Source organism: Phormidesmis priestleyi BC1401 (assembly GCF_001650195.1).
GTDB lineage: Bacteria > Cyanobacteriota > Cyanobacteriia > Leptolyngbyales > Leptolyngbyaceae > Phormidesmis_A > Phormidesmis_A priestleyi_B.
Window position 1 is genome coordinate 14,742 of record NZ_LXYR01000002.1, and the last position, 18,341, is coordinate 33,082.

Here is an 18,341-nt window from a genome sequence, read left to right on the forward strand (position 1 = left end):
ATTTCGTAGCTTTTAGAGAACGGGAGAAAACTTTTGGTACTGAGGGTTGCGGTGGTTGGTGGAGGTCCGGCTGGGTCGTCTGCGGCTGAGATCTTAGCAAAAGCAGGAATCGAAACGTTTTTGATCGAGCGCAAACTCGATAACGTAAAGCCCTGTGGTGGTGCGATTCCTCTCTGTATGGTGAGCGAATTTGACTTGCCCGATCGCATCATCGATCGCAAGGTGCGAAAGATGAAGATGATTTCTCCATCCAATGTAGAAGTCAACATCGGGGGCACCCTCAAGAACGAAGAATATATCGGCATGTGCCGTCGTGAAGTGCTGGATGGCTTTTTGCGAGATCGAGCGATTTCCTATGGTGCGGTGCTGATCAATGGCACGATGCACAAGCTAGAAATTCCGACGAGCAGCAAAGGAGCCTACACGCTGCACTATGCCGATCACTCTGACGGCAGCCTAGAAGGAACCGCCAAAACGCTGCAAGTCGATCTCGTGGTCGGTGCAGACGGCGCAAACTCTCGCGTCGCCAAAGCCATTGATGCGGGTGATTATCGCTATGCGATCGCCTTCCAAGAGCGGATTCGTCTGCCCGAAGACAAGATGGCATATTACGAAGATCTCGCGGAAATGTATGTCGGCGATGATGTCTCGACTGACTTCTACGCTTGGGTCTTCCCTAAATATGATCACGTTGCGGTCGGCACAGGCACGATGTCGCCCAACAAAGCCGATATCAAAAAACTCCAGGCTGGCATTCGCACCAGAGCCGCCGAAAAACTGCGCGGGGGCAAAATCATCCGCGTCGAAGCACACCCGATTCCTGAACATCCCAGACCTCGCCGCGTCGTCGGTCGAGTTGCCCTCGTCGGAGATGCCGCCGGGACGGTGACAAAATCATCCGGTGAAGGCATCTATTTTGCAGCCAAGTCTGCCCGAATGTGTGCAGAAGCGATCGTAGAATTTTCTGAAAACGGCAGCAAGATCCCGACTGAGGCAGACCTCAAGGTTTACATCAAGCGGTGGGATCGTCAGTATGGCATCACTTACAAAGTGCTCGACATTCTGCAAACGGTGTTCTATCGCTCTGATGCGACTCGTGAAGCCTTTGTCGAGATGTGCTCTGACCTCGACGTTCAAAAGCTGACGTTTGATAGCTATCTCTACAAGACCGTGGTTCCTGCCAATCCTTTCGTGCAGTTAAAAATTACTGCCAAGACGATCGGGAGTCTAATTCGCGGCAATGCTCTAGCGCCTTAACGTTAGATATCACTAAAGACTGTGAAGGGTGGACGCGATCGTGTCCACCCTTTTTTTAATCACACACTCATTTTTCGGTGATTTGCAGGAATTTCATGATTGACCACGTTACTTCGCAGTTCCCCAACGGGGTAAACGCCTCTTCAAAGAACTGCTCACCACATTTTTTAGTGAGTTCCTAGATCTATTTTTGCCGGATATTGCTGGCACCCTCGATCAAGACTCGATTCGGTTTTTGCCGCAAGAATACTTTACATATCGCGCTTGCCCTGAGTTAAAAGGACATCGCGTAGTGTGGCGGAAGGATGCTGACCTGTTTCGAGGGGCTACTCACTCCCGCAAGCAGCCTCGCTAACTCTGATGGTGAGGGTGCTCCTCCCAGTCGAAGATCTCGCTACGCTGCGCATTCCATGTAATTTTTCCTCGAAGCGTGTCCATCAATGCCAGCTTCACCACGCTCGGCAGATTCTGCCACGACAACTGCTCACATTGCAGTAAATGTTTCAATTCTCCCAGGGCAACTTGAGCCATATCTGCCTCTGCAAAGGTGAGAGGACTGTCGGAATGAAGCGGATCGCGTTGCACAGCTACAATTCCTTGACGCACGGCTGTAGCAATCTGTGCGTGTAGTTCTCCCTTGCCTCGCTTCCATTGACGTTGCCAACCGCGTTTGCTTGTCGCATACAAAGCAGGTAGCCGATTGAGCGTAAAAGCAGTGACCTCAGCCGGGTTCACTTGGCGGGCAATCTTGTGAGGCAAGGCATTGAGCTGGTTCTCGACTTCCTCACTCACTAAGACTTCCATTACATTGAGTGAGTGTTTGGTGAAAGCAGGCGGTTTGTCTGGCTGAGTTGGAGAAGGATCTGTCAAGGAACTTGCAAGGCTACCCATTGTTGACACTCAGAATCGTTTGTTCTCTTGGAGTACCCTGAGTTGTTGCTTGTCTAACAGTTGGTGCTGCCTTGTTACAAATCCCTCATAGGCAGAGCTAGATTGATGAAGGGTTGGTGTACTCAACTTCTTGAAAGCTGCTAGAGTCACACAACACACTTTGAATTTGAACCTCGTCTTTAAAGATCGATCTAAATTTTTAGTGCGATCGTGCATCTCGTCCAGGGCACAAAAAAGGGCGGACGTAACGCCCACCCGATGAGAATTTTTGACGATTAAGAACCAGAGGTCGCTTCGTCTTTGGGCGGTTCAGACACTGCTGCTTCCGTAGAGGCTGCTTTTGCCTGGGCGCGTTCTTCCCGCTTTTTACGATCGGCTTTAATCAGATCTTCCATCACAATCTGAGCCTGGATCATTTTTTCTAAGTTGCTGCTATAAAGCTCTAAGTCTTTTTGCAGCTTGTCTTGGGGCAGATTCAGCAGTGAGCAGACTTGCTTGACGGCTTCTGTCCGTTTGGCTTCGTCTTTAACGATCGCCGGATCGGCGGTTTGAATGAGCGTCAACAGCCCGATCGCAAACAGCCGACTGTATTTGAACTTAGGATTGTTGACGATCGCTTGAAGATGATTGCGAAGGTCATGCGCTTCGGGGATATCAGACGACTGTGACAGCAACTGCTCCCAGGGGTGCTGTGAGGCGAGTGAGATCAGGTGTTCGGCATCGCCCCGATAGTTGGGAGGGTTGTCGCCTAACGACTGACAAATGGCGTTAAAGATCGAAGACTTATCGACTTCGGGGCGATAGCCTTGCATAAAGCGATCGAAGGACGTAACCACACCCAACGCATAAATCGGGTCATAGCGGAAGTCCACGTTGACGGTGAGCAAGTGCATTTCCACCAGCAATTCTTCGACGACTCGACGGTAAATAGAGTTTACCGGACGCGTGTGGGTGTTATAAAAAGCACGTTTGGTATCGGAAACGGTGCGGACGTTGTTCACAACAAGACCTTGTGGGTGACAGTTCTCCATTCTCTCGCTTGACTGGACGTTTGCCAAGTTGAGAAAAAAGATTGGGGATCAGAGACAGGATGAGAAAATTAAGCAGGCTGAGTGAGTAAGACATTAAGTTGCCCTTGACGATCGAGCGCATAAATATCGTCACAGCCGCCGATGGGTTGAGCATTGATGAAAATTTGGGGAACGCTGCGCTTGCCGTTGGCGCGGTCTGCCATCGTCGATCGGGCGACTTCATCTCCATCGATTTTGTGTTCGATAAAATCGACTCCCTTCCACCACAGCAGCAGTTTGGCTCGCATACAAAACGGACAGGTTTGCCAGGTGTAGATTTCTACGTTGGCTTTCATCTGTTCGGGGTGACGACCTAACAGTGAATTAAGCGTGTTCAGCATAATAAAAATGACTAAGCACTAACTTAGTTTGGCTGTGCATTCTAATATTAATCGCTGATTTTGAATCGCGAACGGCTGAATCTTAAGCGCTTCTCGAAACGCCTGAATCGCTTTTTGATAATCCCCTAAAGCGGCGTAGCATAACCCCAATCCGTGCAGTGCCCCAAAGTGAATGGGGGTAAGGCAAATCACGGCTTGGCAATCGGCGATCGCTTTCTGATAGTCTCCAGTCAAAAAATACAGCACGGCTCGACGATTGATCGCTTCTGAAAAATCGGGCATTGCTTCAATCAGATCGGTCAAAACCGCTTCAGTTTGAGTGATTTCTCCCGATTCCAGCAGCCTCTGGGCACGCTCTAACGCTTGAAAGCCAGAGGTTCCTTTTTGGTTGAACCAGATACGCCAAAGCTCTTCAGTTGCCTGGTCACGGACTTCTTCATCAGCGTTTTTTAAGTCTTGTAGCAGTGAATCCATTGAGGCTTTATTCATGGTCAATTTACGATCGAGAACCGTTCAAAACAGAAGGTGCCTTCTTCTACTGTAGTCAAATTTGATCGTTTCAACTGGATATCACGATCGAGGATCTAACCCATCTCGCAGCCCGTCGCCCAACAGATTAAACGCCAGCACAATCAGGGTGATCACCAATCCCGGAAAAATCGTCGTCCACGGAGCCGAGAGCGCATAGCCTCCCTTAAACGCGTCTGCCAGCATCGTTCCTAGCTCTGGGGTGGGAGGTTGCGCCCCCAATCCCAGAAATCCAAGTCCGGCAGCTTCTAGGGTGGCGGTGCCGATCGAAAGAGTCGCTTGCACGACTAACGGCGAGAGACTTGCGGGTAAGATATGCCGCCAAATAATCCAGAATGGAGTTGCGCCCAGGGCTTTGGCAGCTTGCACAAACTCCTGTTCTCGCAGAGACAGCACCACACTGCGGGTCAGGCGGATGTAAATCGGAATTTGCACGATTCCTACCGCAATAATCACACTTTGCAAACTCGGACTCGTTACGGTGACAATCACGATCGCCAGCAAAATCGACGGAAACGCCAGCAAAATATCGGTGAGCCAGCCGACGATCGTGTCTAACCAACCGCGAAAGTATCCAGCCATCACTCCCAAAACCAAGCCGATGCCTGTCCCAAAGCCAACCGACACTAAACTGATCAGCAGCGATGTTCGGATGCCGTACCACACCAAGGTCAGTAGGTCACGCCCCAATCCATCCGTGCCAAACGGATGAGCCGCACTAGGCGCAATTAATCGGGTGACATAACTTTGGTCGGCAGCGAGATTGTAGGGTCGCAGGAGAGGAGCCAGCAAAGCTAGGAGAACAAGCGCGATCGTCAGCCCCAGTCCGATTTTGCCAGAGAGCGATTTTCTAAACCGTTGGATTGCCTGTGGTTGGAGTTCCATCAATCTGAATTAGCGATACTGAATTCTCGGATCAACCCAAGCGTAAGACAGGTCTACTAGCAGATTGATCACGACAAACACAACGGCAATAAACACAACTCCGCCTTGCACGACCGGATAATCCCTTGCCAGAATTCCGTCATAGATCCAGGAGCCGATGCCCGACCACGAAAAGATGGTCTCTGTGAGAATTGCGCCTCCTAGCAGAGTACCAAACTGTAGCCCGATCGTGGTGTTAATCGGCAGCAGCGCATTCTTGAGAGCGTGACGAAAAATTACGAGTCGATCGGGCACTCCTTTGGCTTTTGCGGTGCGAATGTAGTCTTGATTTAGCACGTCGAGCATGGCGCTGCGGGTGATGCGGGCGACGATCGCAAACGGAATCGTGCTCAACGTCAACGCGGGTAAGACGAGATGAGACACCACATCGCTGAAGACAGGCAGATTTAACCTGAGCAGCGAATCCAGCACATAGAAGCCTGTAATGGGCTGAAAGTTGAGTCCGCTTTCGATGCCAATACGTCCGCTGGGTGGCAACCAGTTGAGCGTGACTGCAAACAAATAGACGAGCAGCAGCCCCAGCCAATAAACCGGAATCGAGACTCCTAAAAGCGAACCCGCCATCAGCACTTGGTCGAGCCAGCGATTTTTGCGAACCGCCGCCATCACGCCTGCGGGAATTCCGATCGTGATTGCAATCAGCATCGCGGCGATCGCCAACTCAAACGTTGCGGTCCACCGAGTCCGAATTTCATCGATCACGGGAATGCCACTGATTAAACTATTGCCAAAATTTAACTGCAACAGGTTCCCTAGAAAAGCAAAATACTGAAATAGCAACGGCTTATTTAGTCCAAGCTGTTCTCTCAGGGCTGCAATCTGGTCTGGAGTTGCCCGTTCACCTGCTAATACGATCGCCGGATCGCCCGGAATAAATCGCAGCAGCAAAAACACCGCCAGGGTAATTCCTAACAGCACAGGCACCAAACCGAGTAGACGCTTGAAAATGTATTGCCCCATCGAGTCGATCGCTACCAGCGCAACGTTTCTGCAACTCTACCATTGCCTTAACTCAGTAGGTGTCTGACTGCCACCCCAGTGGTTGTAACTCCACCCCAGTTATTGATTCCTGAAAGTGAATAGTCTACTGTCTAGAGGGTGAAATCGACGGGCTAGTTTTATGGCAAGTGTCCAATTAGACGGCATCACGCGACGATTTAGTCAGGCTGTGGCGATCGAAGACATCACCTTTGAGGTTCCAGATGGTCAGTTTTGGGTGTTGGTCGGTCCGTCTGGGTGCGGCAAGTCTACGATTTTGAGAACGATCGCGGGGCTAGAATCGGCGACATCGGGCAACTTATACATTGGAGAGGTGCTGGTCAATCAAGTCCCGGCTCGTCAGCGGGATGTGGCGATGGTGTTTCAAAACTACGCGCTCTACCCGAACATGACGGTAGCTGAGAACATCGCCTTTGGGCTGAAGATGCGCGGAGCAGATACCAAAACCCAGCAGGAGCGCGTCGAAACGATGGCGCGGATTTTAGATATTACTCACCTGTTAAACCGTAAGCCGCGTCAATTATCGGGTGGGCAGCAGCAGCGAGTCGCATTAGGACGCGCGATCGCCCGTCAGCCCCAGGTGTTTCTTCTCGATGAACCGCTGTCTAATCTCGATGCTCAACTGCGAGATGGCACCCGCTCAGAGCTTAAGCAACTGCATCAACAGGTCGGCATCACCACGATCTACGTCACTCATGACCAAGTAGAAGCGATGACCCTTGCCGATCGGATTGTCATTTTGGAGCGAGGCAAAATTCAGCAGATTGGAGAACCCCAAAGCATTTATGCTCACCCTGCCAACCGAATGGTTGCCACTTTTTTGGGCAATCCGCCGATGAATATTCTGCCTGTCACTTATACAGGCGATTCCTTTCACCTTGAGGGACAAAAGATTCCCTGTCCTTCAACTCTAGGCGACTCGCTTCATGCCGGACAGCATTTCGATTTGGGCATCCGTCCAGAACACATTCGAGTCAGCGAGGATGCTCACTTGATCACTGAGGTCAGCGTCGTCGAGCCGTTGGGACGAGAAACGCTCATTCGCGTAAAACTGCCGACGGAAGAACGATCGCCACAAATCACGCTAAACGTGCAAGTCAGCCCCGATTTGCGGGTGATTTCTGGCGATCGGTTGCCTCTGAGTTTGGATCTCGATCGCCTGTTTCTCTTTGACCCAACTACCGGACAGAGAATCTACCCTACAGGCTGAGAGATTCTCTTATTGATAAAGCCTCTTCACCCATTCCCATTCTTGAATCAGCCCTTCGGTCAGCGCCACTTTGGGCTGGTAATTGAGAATCGTTCGTGCCTTGGTGACATCGGCTGCGGTGTGTCGGGCATCTCCCATCGCCACCCCGATGTGTTCGCGCCGAATCGGACGATCGACGATCGTTTCCATTGTGTCGATCACTTCTTTGAGTACGACTCGACTGCCGCCGCCAATGTTAAAGACTTCTCCGATCGCGGCTTCAACGGTTGCAGCGGCAAGATTAGCGGCGATCGCGTCGCTGACAAACGTAAAGTCTCTGGTCTGCTGTCCGTCGCCATAAATCGTAATGGGTCGATCGTCTAGCACCGCCTTAAAGAACTTGTGAAACCCCATATCAGGACGCTGGCGCGGACCGTAAACCGTAAAGTAGCGCAACGAGCACACCGGAACGCCAAAATTGTGATGATAGAGGTCACACAGCCGCTCTGTCGCTAGTTTAGTAATGCCATAGGGTGAAACAGGCTGAGGCACGATCGTCTCGTAAGTTGGCAGCGTTTCTGCATTGCCGTAGACCGATGACGTTGAAGCATAGACAAATCGTTTGAGCTGCTTGGCATCTTTCGCGGCTTCTAAAATCACTTGAGTCGCGTTGATGTTCCGCTCGGTGTATGAGCGAAACCCGGCTCCCCAACTGGCGCGCACTCCTGCTTGAGCCGCCTGGTGATAAACCACATCCACGTCGGCTAAGAGCATCTGCCAATCTAAAAGTTGAATATCAGCTTCGACCAGCCTAAAGTTTGGATGCTGCATGAAGCCCGCAACGTTTTTCCACTTCAGCAGGGGATCATAATAATCGTTGAATTGGTCAACGCCGATGACTCGTTCCCCTTGACTCAGCAGAGTGTCTACTAAGTGAGAGCCGATAAATCCTGCTGCGCCTGTGACAATATTCGTGACCATAGTTCTCTGATGAAATGGTTGTTACCTAACGGCTTATTTTGCTCACAAACTGTTGCCAAATGCTCGATTTCTTAACCACTTGTGGCGGTTCGATCGGCTTCGGTTCGTGAAGATAACGATAATGTTCCCAAATCTGCCAATAAGGGCAACCAGGCTGAATGCGAATGCCAGCCCAGTGTAGATATTGCAAGGGTTGGTCAACGGTGGGGTCAATTAAGCGATCGCCATCCACCAAAAAGTGCGAACTGCCAGCCCAGTTTCCAGGTGCGCCTTTGGGTCTACGAACAATATTAAACCGTCGGGCAATGCGCTTGAGGATCATGTAGTTAATGATTGGCTGATCAGATGTCTTTTGAGAAAAATCAAAATAGTCAGGATGAGCCGCACATTCTGAAAACGTATCGTAAAGATCTTGCTCAGAAATCAACCCTTTTTTAGATGCCCAGAAGCCACCGTTAAAAATATCTCTAAGTTCATTTTGATTAAAGATTTCATCTTTAATCACTTTAGGGGTAAATACATTATTGATGCCCCCTAAGTGCTGATAGTCGCAGGAGAGAAAATCGCATTCAGAAAAGTAATCTAGATTGTCAATTAGCTTCTCAAATACAACAATGTCGGTATCGATATATAAGAACTCGTCAAACTCACCGAACCAACAGGCTTGCTTCCGAAACTGATTTGGGCGAGCAAAAAAATCACCGCCAAAAATTTCGTGTAATCGATTTGATAAGCGATCTATAAACTCTAAATCCTCATAAACGCGCACCCCATGCCGTTCTTTGAGAATTTCTGCAACTTGGTGATAGTTGTCATCATAGGGGATCAGCACGATCGGCGTGTCTAAATCATGCACTCGAATGCTGTTAATTAGAGCGATCGCGTGATCTGTGACTTTATCGTTTGCTGTAATGTAAATGCCACGACTCATAATGAGATTCCTTGTCTAACAGACTTAAGTTTTTGCATTAGTCGGCTAATCACACTAGGCGAAGATTGCTGGAGCCTGGGTCGATTGTCAGGCTCGTGTAAGTAGCGGTAGTGCAGAAAAATATCTCGATAGGGAAAGTCAATCTTTTCTCCTTCACAAACCCGACTAAATAAACTCGATGCCAACCCAATGTAGTGTAAATAAGTGAGGCGATTGCCCCGATCGTAAAGTAAGTGCTCCCGTTCTTTAAAGTGAGGTGACGTAACACAGCATCCTGTGCTTTCGTCGGAAGGCAATTCTAAAGCAAAGTTGTAGATCGAGTAGTTCGATCGCATCATCATATAATTCACGATCGTCTGATCAGGAGCGTTGGAGTAGAGAAGTTCTGATTCTCCATCGGCTAAGGTTTTGAGCAGTTGATCAAGGTGTTCTTGACTAAATATTCCCCGTTTTGATCCATATAAGCCAGCACAAAAAACTTCTGAACAAACCCGACGTTGAGTAAAGGTTTCTAGCAGCTTTTCAGACGTTACACTATAGACATGAGCAGGATCTTTATATTGAAAATCATAAACCACGCAATCCGATTGACTTAACTGGTGAAAAATCGGTTTCAACGAGCCTAAAACTAAAATATCGGCATCTAGATAAATAAAGTTTTCAAATATTCCTTCAAATGCACAAAAGCGACGGTGCATTCCCATTCTGTAAACATCAAAAATGCCGTTTTTTTGCCAAGTGCTTTTGACGACTGGATGAGCTTGCCAAACTTCTCGCGCAAAGTTTTCCCAGCGATCGATACAGCTTTGATCCTCAAATAGAGAAACATTATCTCGTGTTTGAATTTCTTGACGAACTTTATCTAAGCGATCGTCATAGGGAATGATGCAGACTGGAAAGTGACCTCCCGCATTTAACTCAATGCTGTTTAACAGCGCTACAAGCTGGTCATAAACAACATCGTTTGCGAGTATGTAAATACCGTTTTTCATCATCAAATTACAAAAAATTCTTAGAGAAATTTGACACCCATTCCATTAAATTTAACTTGTGTAAAATGATTTGTCTTGCTTCCGCGATCGCGTCTTTTGCTTCATACCAAGCGTCAGGTGTGGCGGTCACTTCTCGAATGTAATTTAAGCCTTTTTCATCTAAGCTAGGGAGCCGCAAATAGCTCCCTGGAGGCAACAGTTTGTCGGCTGCTGAACCTCCATAGTAGATGGGCAAACACCAGGATAGGAGAGAATCCCACAGCTTCTCGCTGACATACCAATTATTGTCGGCATAGTTCTCGATCGACAGATTGTAATAATAGGGAGCCATGCCATACCATTTGTTCCCGATCGCGCCTTTTGAGTTTGCCCAATTTGGCAGATCTCGCCCATAGAAATCGACATCAAGATCGCTCGATCGCAGCAGTCTCAAAAAGTCTAATCGCTTGCGATGATTGACAGTTCGGCTAATGCCTGATGTGATCCAACTACAGGGCTTCACTTTCTCTGGAGAATGCTGTTTTGCTAAGTCGTGAAAAGGATTCGTTAAGTACCAAATTGCAGGCATATAGTCTGGAATGGGGGCAAAGTCATCAGGTCCAGAAATATAGCCACAATAAGGCTTTGCTTTTTCGTAGAAGTCAATATTTTTTTGTACTATTTCTTCTAAGGGCGGTTCTCGCATAAGAAAGATCGTGCGTTCTTTAGGAATTCCACGCAATTTAGAATGCAGCGATCGTATTTCCTCGTCGTTGCATTTCTGCTTACGTTGTGCGTTAAGCCAATTCACATTTTGAGGCGTTTCTGGAAAAGAATTAAAGTTATAAAGCAGCAAAAAATCTGGCTTTTCAGCGTTTGCCAACATTTGAATCCTGTCCCACATTCCAAATGGATGAGGCGTTTGTTGCCAAAGCCAATCAACCGGACTAGGAGTCAGTCCTGTATAGCTACTAATCATTCCAACAATCTTTTTAGTCATCTATCTATTCGTTTAAATTGATGGTCTTAGGTCGCAGTCTTTCATCCACGTAACTCAGAATCTTTTCAATACGATTTTCCCAAGAAAACTGTTTTCCAAATTCAATATTTTCTGCGTATCCTTCAATTTTTCTAGGATATTTTTTGAGGGCAAATCTTAGACAATCTGAGAACTGTATTGAATTATCTGGTTCACACCAATCCATTGCTAAGTGAGGCAATTTGAATTCTAGAAGAGGCACGATTGCAGTAGCTACAATGGGGGTTCCAGATGCAATATATTGAAAGAACTTAACCGGATTTGTAAAATCGGCTTCCTTTCCAGAGCAGTGAGGATGAGCGAGCATATCAGCCGCTTGAAATAAACTCACTAACCGTTGACGAGGCAAGATCCAGCCTAAGAACGTGATGTTTCCAACACTTTTTTGTTGAGAAAGTTCTCGGTAGGAACTGACTTGAGACTCTGTTCCACCAGTCACCACAAATTGAATCTCAGGTAACTCTTTAGCAACTTCGACTAATAGGTCAACTCCCTTAAATTTGTACAACGCACCAGAGTAGACTACCAGTTTATTCCGTCCATCTTTTAATAGCTCTCGCCGCCAATGTTCAGCCTCTTGAGGTTGTCTAATTAAGAATGATCGCTCAAACCCGTTATGAAGGGCAACCGCTTTTTCAGGTGGCATTCCGCACTGCACTAAATTTTCTCGTGTCAGAGTCGATTGTGTGATCGCAGCTTGAAACCAGGGACTCGACACGATCGCTTTCTCAAACGGAGTTTCTTGATAATAGTGAGATTCGTAGATCACCGGAATCTCGTTTTTAACCGCCGCTTTCGCAAAGTTCCAGTTGCGAGTCTGAACGAGTTGAGTCTTTGGCAAAATGTGAACTGGAAAATAATACTTACAGGCGATCGTGCTGGAATTTGTGAATTTGCTAGAGTGACGATCGCTGAACCACGGCATCGGTAAAGGAGCAATCTTTAAATAGTCTTGAGTGTCATAAAACTCTGCAAATCGCTGATTAGGTTTCTGTAGCTTAAACGGATCTGCCCACGCGATCGGATTAAATTTCCCTAATGTTTGATCGGGATAAGTTAACACCGACGAATAACCCAGATTTGCAGCAGCATTTGCACACAAAACATCGTGAATTTCGTGAGCCGTGTCTGGCTTGAGCGACAGATGATTTGAGAAGAAAAGATAGTGTTTTTTCAAAATAATCTCCTCTATTCTGCGTTTGAATGCTGGTTAATGTGCTCGATCGCGTCCAGACTCTTCAGCAAATGCAGGGCAGAGTGATAAGCGCTTTGAGTAAATTCTGTCTGCTCTTGAGGATCGTCAATTACTCCATCAACTACCAGTTGCAGCGCCCCAATCATCGAGTCGAGCGACGTGCGAAAGTCATGAGGGGTAGTCACTTGCTGGTGATGAATCGGCTGTTCATGGTCTGAAAACTGCATCGCGTAAAGACGGGCGTAGAGTCCCTGTTTTTGCAATAAGCTCTCGTGGGTGCCCACTTCGACAACTTGACCTTTATCGAGCACGGCAATCTGATCCGCCTTCTGAACGGTTGAAAGACGATGAGCAATCACCAGCGTGGTACGATCGCGGCTCAATTCGTCGAGAGCTTGCTGCACAAGTCGCTCAGAAACGGTGTCAAGCGCACTCGTTGCCTCGTCCAAAATCAGAATATCGGGGTCACGCAGCAAAGCACGAGCGATCGCTAGACGTTGACGCTGACCACCCGATAACATCACGCCGCGATCGCCGATCGGCGTGTCGAACCCTTGAGGCAGATTGACAATAAACTCGTAAGCATTAGCGCGTTTTGCAGCTTCGACAATTTGCTCATCGGTGACGTTCTCACACGCATAGGCAATGTTATTTCGCACTGAGTCGTTAAAGAGAAACGTATCTTGACTGACGATGCCCATCGACTGACGCAGCGATCGCGCATCCAACTCGCGGAGATCGCGCTGATCGATCGTGATGCGTCCTTGAATAGGTTCGTAAAATCTGGGCAGCAGATCCGCGATCGTAGACTTGCCTGCCCCTGATGAACCGACCAACGCCAATGTCGTTCCTTTGGGCAGCCACAGATCGATCTGGTTTAACACCAAGCTGTCATGACCGGGGTAAGCAAACGATAAGCCCTCAAACCGGATGCCTTCTTGCAAACGCTGATAAGGCTGAGTGCCCTGCTGCATAAACGGTTTGTTGTCACGCCGCAGAAAATCATGCACCACCGCAACGCTCGGAGCCGCTCCTGCAAATCCGCCTCGAATGCCATTAAGCTGTGACACAAACGGCAGCAGACGAAACAGAATCAGCAAATAAGTCAGCAGCACTGTGGATAGCGATGCAAGCTGAGTCGCAAAAAACATTCGACCCAGAATGACGATCGCCAGCACCGTTAAAATTCCCGCCATCTCATTCACGGGTGCAATCAGTGCCGTGTTGGCTTGAGATCGAAATTCTGCCTGCTCACGATCGTGGATCAAATCCTTTAACCGTCCGTATTCTCGCGATTCGTTGCCCGTTGCTTTAACGAGCCGCATTCCGTTAAGAACTTCTAGCAGCCGAATAGAATAATCGCGTGAGGAATCAGAGAGCTGCTGTCCAAATCGTTTAGCTCTGACTACAAAGTAGTGATTGGCAACCGACACAAACAGCAACAGCGCGGTTGATGCGATGGTCAACTGCCACGAGATTGCAAGCAGCAACGTCACAAAGACTAAAATAGTAATCGCGGTGGTCAATAGCTGAATCGCAATCCGAATTGCATTGGCGGCTGACCCAACTTCACCACCGAGACGGTTGATTAAATCCCCAATTTTGGTTTTGGCATAGAAATCTAAATCGACTTCCAATAGGAGTGTTAGCCCGTCTTGACGAATCTCATTCACCAGCGATCGCGATAAGTGACTTGATGCCAATGTGCTGGCGTAAGTGGTGACATTTTTAAGGGCGATCGCGACTAGGATTACGCCCATCATCAGCAACAGATTCGAGTTATTTCCGCCGCTCAAGAGTGAAAAGATCGGCTTCAGGACGGGAGGCGCTCCTTTGAGACTGGCATCTTGCCCCAAAAACCCCAAAATTACGGGAACTACCAGAACGGTGCTGACCCCATTAAACAACGCGCCTGAAAACCCCAAAACGATCGTCAAACCGACCCAGATCGGGTGCCGAAGGGCAAATTTTAGGAGCAGTTTGTTGGGGGACATACAAGATTTTTAGCTAAAGGTAACAAAGGGGCAAATCAAAACAATTAGCTTCCTTCTATTTATCCCGTCTTCAGTGAAAGTTATCGAGCTTTTGGAAAAACAAATTAAACCATTTACAAACCGTCTCCGTGAAAAGACGGTAAGACTACGGGATTTTACGGAGACTCGATCGTTCCCCTATGCAATCATGATCTTCTCAAATTCTCGGAGACGGGAGGCTTCGATCGCGTAACTCTTGCCATAAATACGCGGCAGTTGTTTCGTTTGCGCCAGCACTTGTCTGACTTCGAGATTAGAAATCGTTGCCAGGTCGCGATTAGTCGTCAGCGCCAGTGTTGCAGCAATGCCGATGCCCTGACCGACTGCTGCGTTAAATTCGACAATTCTGCCTGCCGCACACGCATAGCCATCAAAGCCTGACGCAGGACTGACTACCGCTAGATTGGGAACCGATTTTAGCAAGGCGTGGCGAATTCCAATATTAAAGAGCGGCGGTTTGTGAAAGCTGATGCTGGTAAAGCCTTTTGCGGCGGCTTTTGCGCCTAACCCGTCAATGCCGCCTCGCACGTCTAAGGGATAGCCAAACGTCCCGATCGCTTCACCAGCAAACGTTCCTCCTTCGAGCATTTGGGCACCGCTCAACGGCTCAACGACTCCGGTCACATTCCCAGCATGACGAATATAAAGCTCTTTAGCAGGTCGGACGATCGTCGCACCTAGACTTTTCATGAAGCGATCGACAAAGGACATTTCCTCCAAAATCGCCGCAGTGGGCTTTGAATCTGCTCTAGCGATCGCTTCGGCTTGAGAGCCTGTAACGTTGCATAATAGGGCATTCCAAGAGAGTCTACCGCCCGACAGAATGGCGATATTGCCTGCGTCAAGAATGGCACCACTCGCAGAGAGCGAAAATCGGTTGCCTCGATAGGCGTGATAGGCGATCGACAGCGCTTTGCAGCGAACATCAATATGATCAGAGCCAACCCGCATTACTTTTAAGGCACCTCGCTCATCTACCAGATCTTTTTTAAACCACGCTACTAAACTGGGATCGGAGCCAGCCGCAATCTGGATCAATCGTTGAGCCTCTGCATCGTTGGAGTTTGTGAACCGCTTGAGATACGCCAACTCAACCTGTTGCAGACGCGCGATCGTTAGTCCTTCCGTTTCAAAAATTAGCGTGACGGGCAGTTCTGATTCAGGTAAGCCAAACGTCCCAAAGCCTTGCAGCTTGAGAACTCTAGCAGCTTGAGCTAATTCTGCATTCACGGTGCAATCGATGAATTGTTTGGCTAAAAACGTGGTGCCGTTGTCCAGCAAAACTCCCGCGATTCTAGTGCCGTCTTTGATCACCGATTGAATCTCGATTCTGCTGATGATGTCTGCGCCCGCCTCACTCAACATCTTTCGCAGAGCAGCGTCGGCTTTGCGCGGGTCAAGAGCAATTTCGGTCACGCCCGATCGCTGCAAAAATTCTTTATACAGCGTGGCAGGATCGCCAAACGTCGATAAGCCGAGTGCCGATCGCACCTCTGGGGGAACATGGGAGCGATCGAGATATGCCAACCCTCCCCGAACTAAGTGCCCACCCACTCCATCGGGCGAGTTGCCCTTAAACATCACCAGCGTGCGAGGATTCTTGCCAATGCGACGGCGAAACTCGCGCGCGGCACTGACGATCGCTAACAGTCCGGGGACTTCATCTCCAAAGCAAATAATGTCATAGGTGCGGGTGGTAGAGGGCGTGGCTGCGGTCATGACGAAAATGACTCCCAAATACTGAATCGATTCTAGAGATGAATCCAGCGATAGGAGGATAAATTTCGTAAAAATCTTTAATCAGGTGGGAATTTGGGTCGATAGAGCGGAGTTGAAAATAGTTTTGCGAAGGCAGAACGGCGATCGCTCACTGTCTCTCCTGATAAGTTCCACATTGTTTCATAGAAGAAAAACGAGACTCCGGCAAACTGGCGATCGCGAACCAGTTGAACCTGATCCTGAATCTGTTTAAAGGCGATCGGACGATCTTTCAATCCAGTTAGAATGCCGACTCCGGTAGGAATATGCGATCGGGCAGCCTGCACTTCAGGACGCATCAGTTCATCTGCAAATCCTGCAAGACTGTCTCCATAGACTTGCAAAATCAACTCTTCTAGCAATCCTTTTTGCTCCCAATCGCGCCAATCTTGCAGCGAGTGAGTATAAGAAAAATTGTAATTATTGGGCGATAGAGAGATCAAAACGTGATTCTTTCGAGCTTTGATAGACTCAAAAACCTGCGTCATGAATGCCGTAATTTTATTGGCTCTCCACTTTGTCCAAGCTGGATCTTGGGCATTGGCTGGAGGAGATTTTCCGGCGTTTTCTTTCTGATAAAGTGCAACTGTAAAGTCATCGTAGCCAAACTCAAACGGCAATCCAAAATGATCATCAAACTGAATCCCATCGATATCGTAATTATTAACCAGTTCTAAAATTAAATTAGAAATGAAGGTCTGCACTTCTGGCTTAAACGGGTTGAGCCAAACGCGCGAATATTTGCCTTCTTGCCAGACTTGCGTTTTGTCCGATCGCTGCGTCAACCAATCAGGATGCAGTCGCGCCAGCTCTGAGTCGGCGGGTGCCATAAACCCAAACTCAAACCACGGAATCACACTCAATTTGCGCTGGTGTCCCTGTTCTACAAATTCTTTGAGCATATCTCGATCGGTCAGCCCCACCGCTTCAGGTCGCGGATCGTAGGCAACCCCGATCGCCTGTTTAGCCGTCTGGCTGGGATACAAGGTATAACCCCAGTTCCAGACAGCGGGATAAAGAGTGTTGAGATTTGCGTCTGCCAATTCTTGAACGGTTTTGGTGAGCCGATCGCGACTAAACATCACATCGCTATCAATATTCGTCAGCCAAACCCCACGAATCTCACTCAGCGCTGTCTTTGGCTGTCCTGCTACATATTGCTCTGGCACGAGGTTTGCTGTTCCGGGTAAGGCTCGACACAGAAAAGCGGCGATCTCTGCCCGTGTTGCAGGCTGATTGGGGTTAAACTGTTTGACATTGGGATAGTTAACCACGATTCGCTGCTCAACGGCACCCGCGATCGCGTCTTTTGCATAAGCAGGAATGGCTTGAGAATCGGTGAAGGTAGCCAGCGTTTCAGCGACGGGCTTTTGCGATCGATAGGCAGGAAGGGCAACCAACGCCTGAACACGAGGAATCTTTTGATTCGGTCGAAAAGTCTTATCAGGATAGCCAGAGAAAAAATAGGCAGTTACGGCTTGATAAATCGCACCAAACGCCCAGTAGCTCTGAGGAACGTCTCGAAACTGAAGGTCTCTACCCGGAAGCGTCGCATTTACCACTCCCGGAAAGGCATTGACGAGCAGAACCGCATACTCTGCACGAGTCACGGGATTGTTGGGGCGAAACGTCCCATCAGAATAGCCGTTGATAATCTTCTGTTTGGTCAGCGCCTCAATGCAGGGTTGCGCCCAATGACCTTGAATATCAGCAAATCGAGTCTGAGATAAAGATGGCGGAGCCTTCGATAGAAAGACTCCAACAAACGTCAGTAGAGAAACAAATAGACAGAGCGATCGGAACTGCCAACGATAGCGATTTAACATTTTAGTATTGAGAAGCGACTTTGTTTAACCACCGCTAACTTTTGCTTTGTAGCCCAACTGCACCAAGATTTGCAACAGCTTTTGAGCATGGTCGCCCTGAATCTCTAGCGTCTCTTCTCTAACGGTGCCCCCTGTTCCGCACTGGTTTTTGAGCTTTTTCAGCAAATCTGCCAGCGTTTCGGCTTTTCCTTGAAATCCAGTAATCACAGTCACGGTTTTGCCACCCCGACCTTTGCGAGACACCTGCACTCTCAAATTCTGCTGATTGGGCAGCAAGTCAGGAACACCTCGCTGTAATGCCTCTGAGTGGCTATTGCCAAACTCAGAGTAGACGATCTGATCCTTGGAATCACCAGACTGGGAAGATTTGCGCTTTGAAACTGCCAT

The 18,341-nt window shown here is 48.5% G+C and carries 18 protein-coding genes; 3 read left to right on the forward strand and 15 right to left on the reverse strand.

What is annotated here, in order from left to right; all coding sequences use genetic code 11:
* Nucleotides 1–33: 33 nt before the first annotated feature.
* Together chlP and A8707_RS28845 are read left to right on the forward strand one after the other, a co-directional pair.
* The gene (gene chlP / locus A8707_RS01475) at nucleotides 34–1,257 is read left to right on the forward strand and encodes a geranylgeranyl reductase (protein WP_068814509.1); all 1,224 of its coding nucleotides are present in this window, start codon (nucleotides 34–36) and stop codon (nucleotides 1,255–1,257) included.
* A 190-nt stretch (nucleotides 1,258–1,447) separates the two neighbouring features.
* Nucleotides 1,448–1,612 (forward strand): hypothetical protein, encoded by a 165-nt coding sequence (locus tag A8707_RS28845; RefSeq protein WP_197484574.1) that lies wholly within the window; start codon nucleotides 1,448–1,450, stop codon nucleotides 1,610–1,612.
* Here the strand turns inward: A8707_RS28845 and A8707_RS01480 are convergent.
* The 6 genes from A8707_RS01480 to A8707_RS01505 all read right to left on the reverse strand — a co-directional run bounded on the left by A8707_RS01480 (nucleotide 1,609) and on the right by A8707_RS01505 (nucleotide 5,992).
* On the reverse strand, nucleotides 1,609–2,148 hold the full coding sequence (locus A8707_RS01480; protein WP_068814510.1) for a late competence development ComFB family protein: 540 nt from the start codon (nucleotides 2,146–2,148) through the stop codon (nucleotides 1,609–1,611). The two genes, A8707_RS28845 and A8707_RS01480, sit on opposite strands and share 4 nt — an antisense overlap.
* A gap of 275 nt (nucleotides 2,149–2,423) precedes the next feature.
* Nucleotides 2,424–3,149, reverse strand: coding sequence for a photosystem II biogenesis protein Psp29 (gene psb29, locus A8707_RS01485; protein WP_068814756.1), 726 nt, complete (start codon nucleotides 3,147–3,149; stop codon nucleotides 2,424–2,426).
* Between the two features lie 98 nt (nucleotides 3,150–3,247).
* Nucleotides 3,248–3,559, reverse strand: a complete 312-nt coding sequence (gene grxC, locus A8707_RS01490) for a glutaredoxin 3 (RefSeq protein ID WP_068814511.1) — start codon at nucleotides 3,557–3,559, stop codon at nucleotides 3,248–3,250.
* Nucleotides 3,560–3,577: 18 nt separating this feature from the next.
* Nucleotides 3,578–4,048: a tetratricopeptide repeat protein gene (locus A8707_RS01495; protein ID WP_068814512.1), complete on the reverse strand. Its 471-nt coding sequence runs from the start codon at nucleotides 4,046–4,048 to the stop codon at nucleotides 3,578–3,580.
* Between the two features lie 81 nt (nucleotides 4,049–4,129).
* Complete coding sequence (locus tag A8707_RS01500; protein WP_068814513.1) at nucleotides 4,130–4,972, reverse strand: ABC transporter permease; 843 nt, start codon at nucleotides 4,970–4,972, stop codon at nucleotides 4,130–4,132.
* Nucleotides 4,973–4,981: 9 nt separating this feature from the next.
* Nucleotides 4,982–5,992: an ABC transporter permease gene (locus tag A8707_RS01505; protein WP_068814514.1), complete on the reverse strand. Its 1,011-nt coding sequence runs from the start codon at nucleotides 5,990–5,992 to the stop codon at nucleotides 4,982–4,984.
* A 160-nt stretch (nucleotides 5,993–6,152) separates the two neighbouring features.
* On the opposite strand from A8707_RS01505, the gene A8707_RS01510 reads away from it, so the two are divergent.
* Nucleotides 6,153–7,241 (forward strand): ABC transporter ATP-binding protein, encoded by a 1,089-nt coding sequence (locus A8707_RS01510; RefSeq protein WP_068814515.1) that lies wholly within the window; start codon nucleotides 6,153–6,155, stop codon nucleotides 7,239–7,241.
* Nucleotides 7,242–7,250: 9 nt separating this feature from the next.
* Here the strand turns inward: A8707_RS01510 and A8707_RS01515 are convergent, their stop codons facing one another.
* The 9 genes from A8707_RS01515 to A8707_RS01555 all read right to left on the reverse strand — a co-directional run bounded on the left by A8707_RS01515 (nucleotide 7,251) and on the right by A8707_RS01555 (nucleotide 18,341).
* The gene (locus A8707_RS01515; RefSeq protein ID WP_068814516.1) at nucleotides 7,251–8,201 is read right to left on the reverse strand and encodes an NAD-dependent epimerase/dehydratase family protein; all 951 of its coding nucleotides are present in this window, start codon (nucleotides 8,199–8,201) and stop codon (nucleotides 7,251–7,253) included.
* Nucleotides 8,202–8,226: 25 nt separating this feature from the next.
* Nucleotides 8,227–9,132: an Npun_R2821/Npun_R2822 family protein gene (locus tag A8707_RS01520; protein ID WP_068814517.1), complete on the reverse strand. Its 906-nt coding sequence runs from the start codon at nucleotides 9,130–9,132 to the stop codon at nucleotides 8,227–8,229.
* Nucleotides 9,129–10,127: a glycosyltransferase gene (locus tag A8707_RS01525; protein ID WP_231947892.1), complete on the reverse strand. Its 999-nt coding sequence runs from the start codon at nucleotides 10,125–10,127 to the stop codon at nucleotides 9,129–9,131. The genes A8707_RS01520 and A8707_RS01525 overlap by 4 nt, the downstream gene beginning before the upstream one ends.
* Nucleotides 10,128–10,131: 4 nt before the next feature.
* Nucleotides 10,132–11,103, reverse strand: a complete 972-nt coding sequence (locus tag A8707_RS01530; RefSeq protein WP_068814519.1) for a glycosyltransferase family 10 domain-containing protein — start codon at nucleotides 11,101–11,103, stop codon at nucleotides 10,132–10,134.
* A 4-nt stretch (nucleotides 11,104–11,107) separates the two neighbouring features.
* Nucleotides 11,108–12,319, reverse strand: a complete 1,212-nt coding sequence (locus tag A8707_RS01535) for a glycosyltransferase family 4 protein (protein WP_068814520.1) — start codon at nucleotides 12,317–12,319, stop codon at nucleotides 11,108–11,110.
* Nucleotides 12,320–12,330: 11 nt separating this feature from the next.
* Nucleotides 12,331–14,331, reverse strand: coding sequence for an ABC transporter ATP-binding protein (locus A8707_RS01540; protein ID WP_068814521.1), 2,001 nt, complete (start codon nucleotides 14,329–14,331; stop codon nucleotides 12,331–12,333).
* A gap of 177 nt (nucleotides 14,332–14,508) precedes the next feature.
* Nucleotides 14,509–16,089 carry an FAD-dependent oxidoreductase gene (locus tag A8707_RS01545; protein WP_068814522.1) on the reverse strand — a complete coding sequence of 527 codons (1,581 nt, stop codon included), beginning with the start codon at nucleotides 16,087–16,089 and terminating at the stop codon, nucleotides 14,509–14,511.
* Nucleotides 16,090–16,166: 77 nt separating this feature from the next.
* A complete protein-coding gene (locus A8707_RS01550) occupies nucleotides 16,167–17,954 on the reverse strand; it encodes a glycoside hydrolase family 10 protein (protein ID WP_068814523.1) in 1,788 nt (595 codons plus the stop codon).
* Between the two features lie 24 nt (nucleotides 17,955–17,978).
* Nucleotides 17,979–18,341, reverse strand: a complete 363-nt coding sequence (locus tag A8707_RS01555; RefSeq protein WP_068814524.1) for a translation initiation factor — start codon at nucleotides 18,339–18,341, stop codon at nucleotides 17,979–17,981.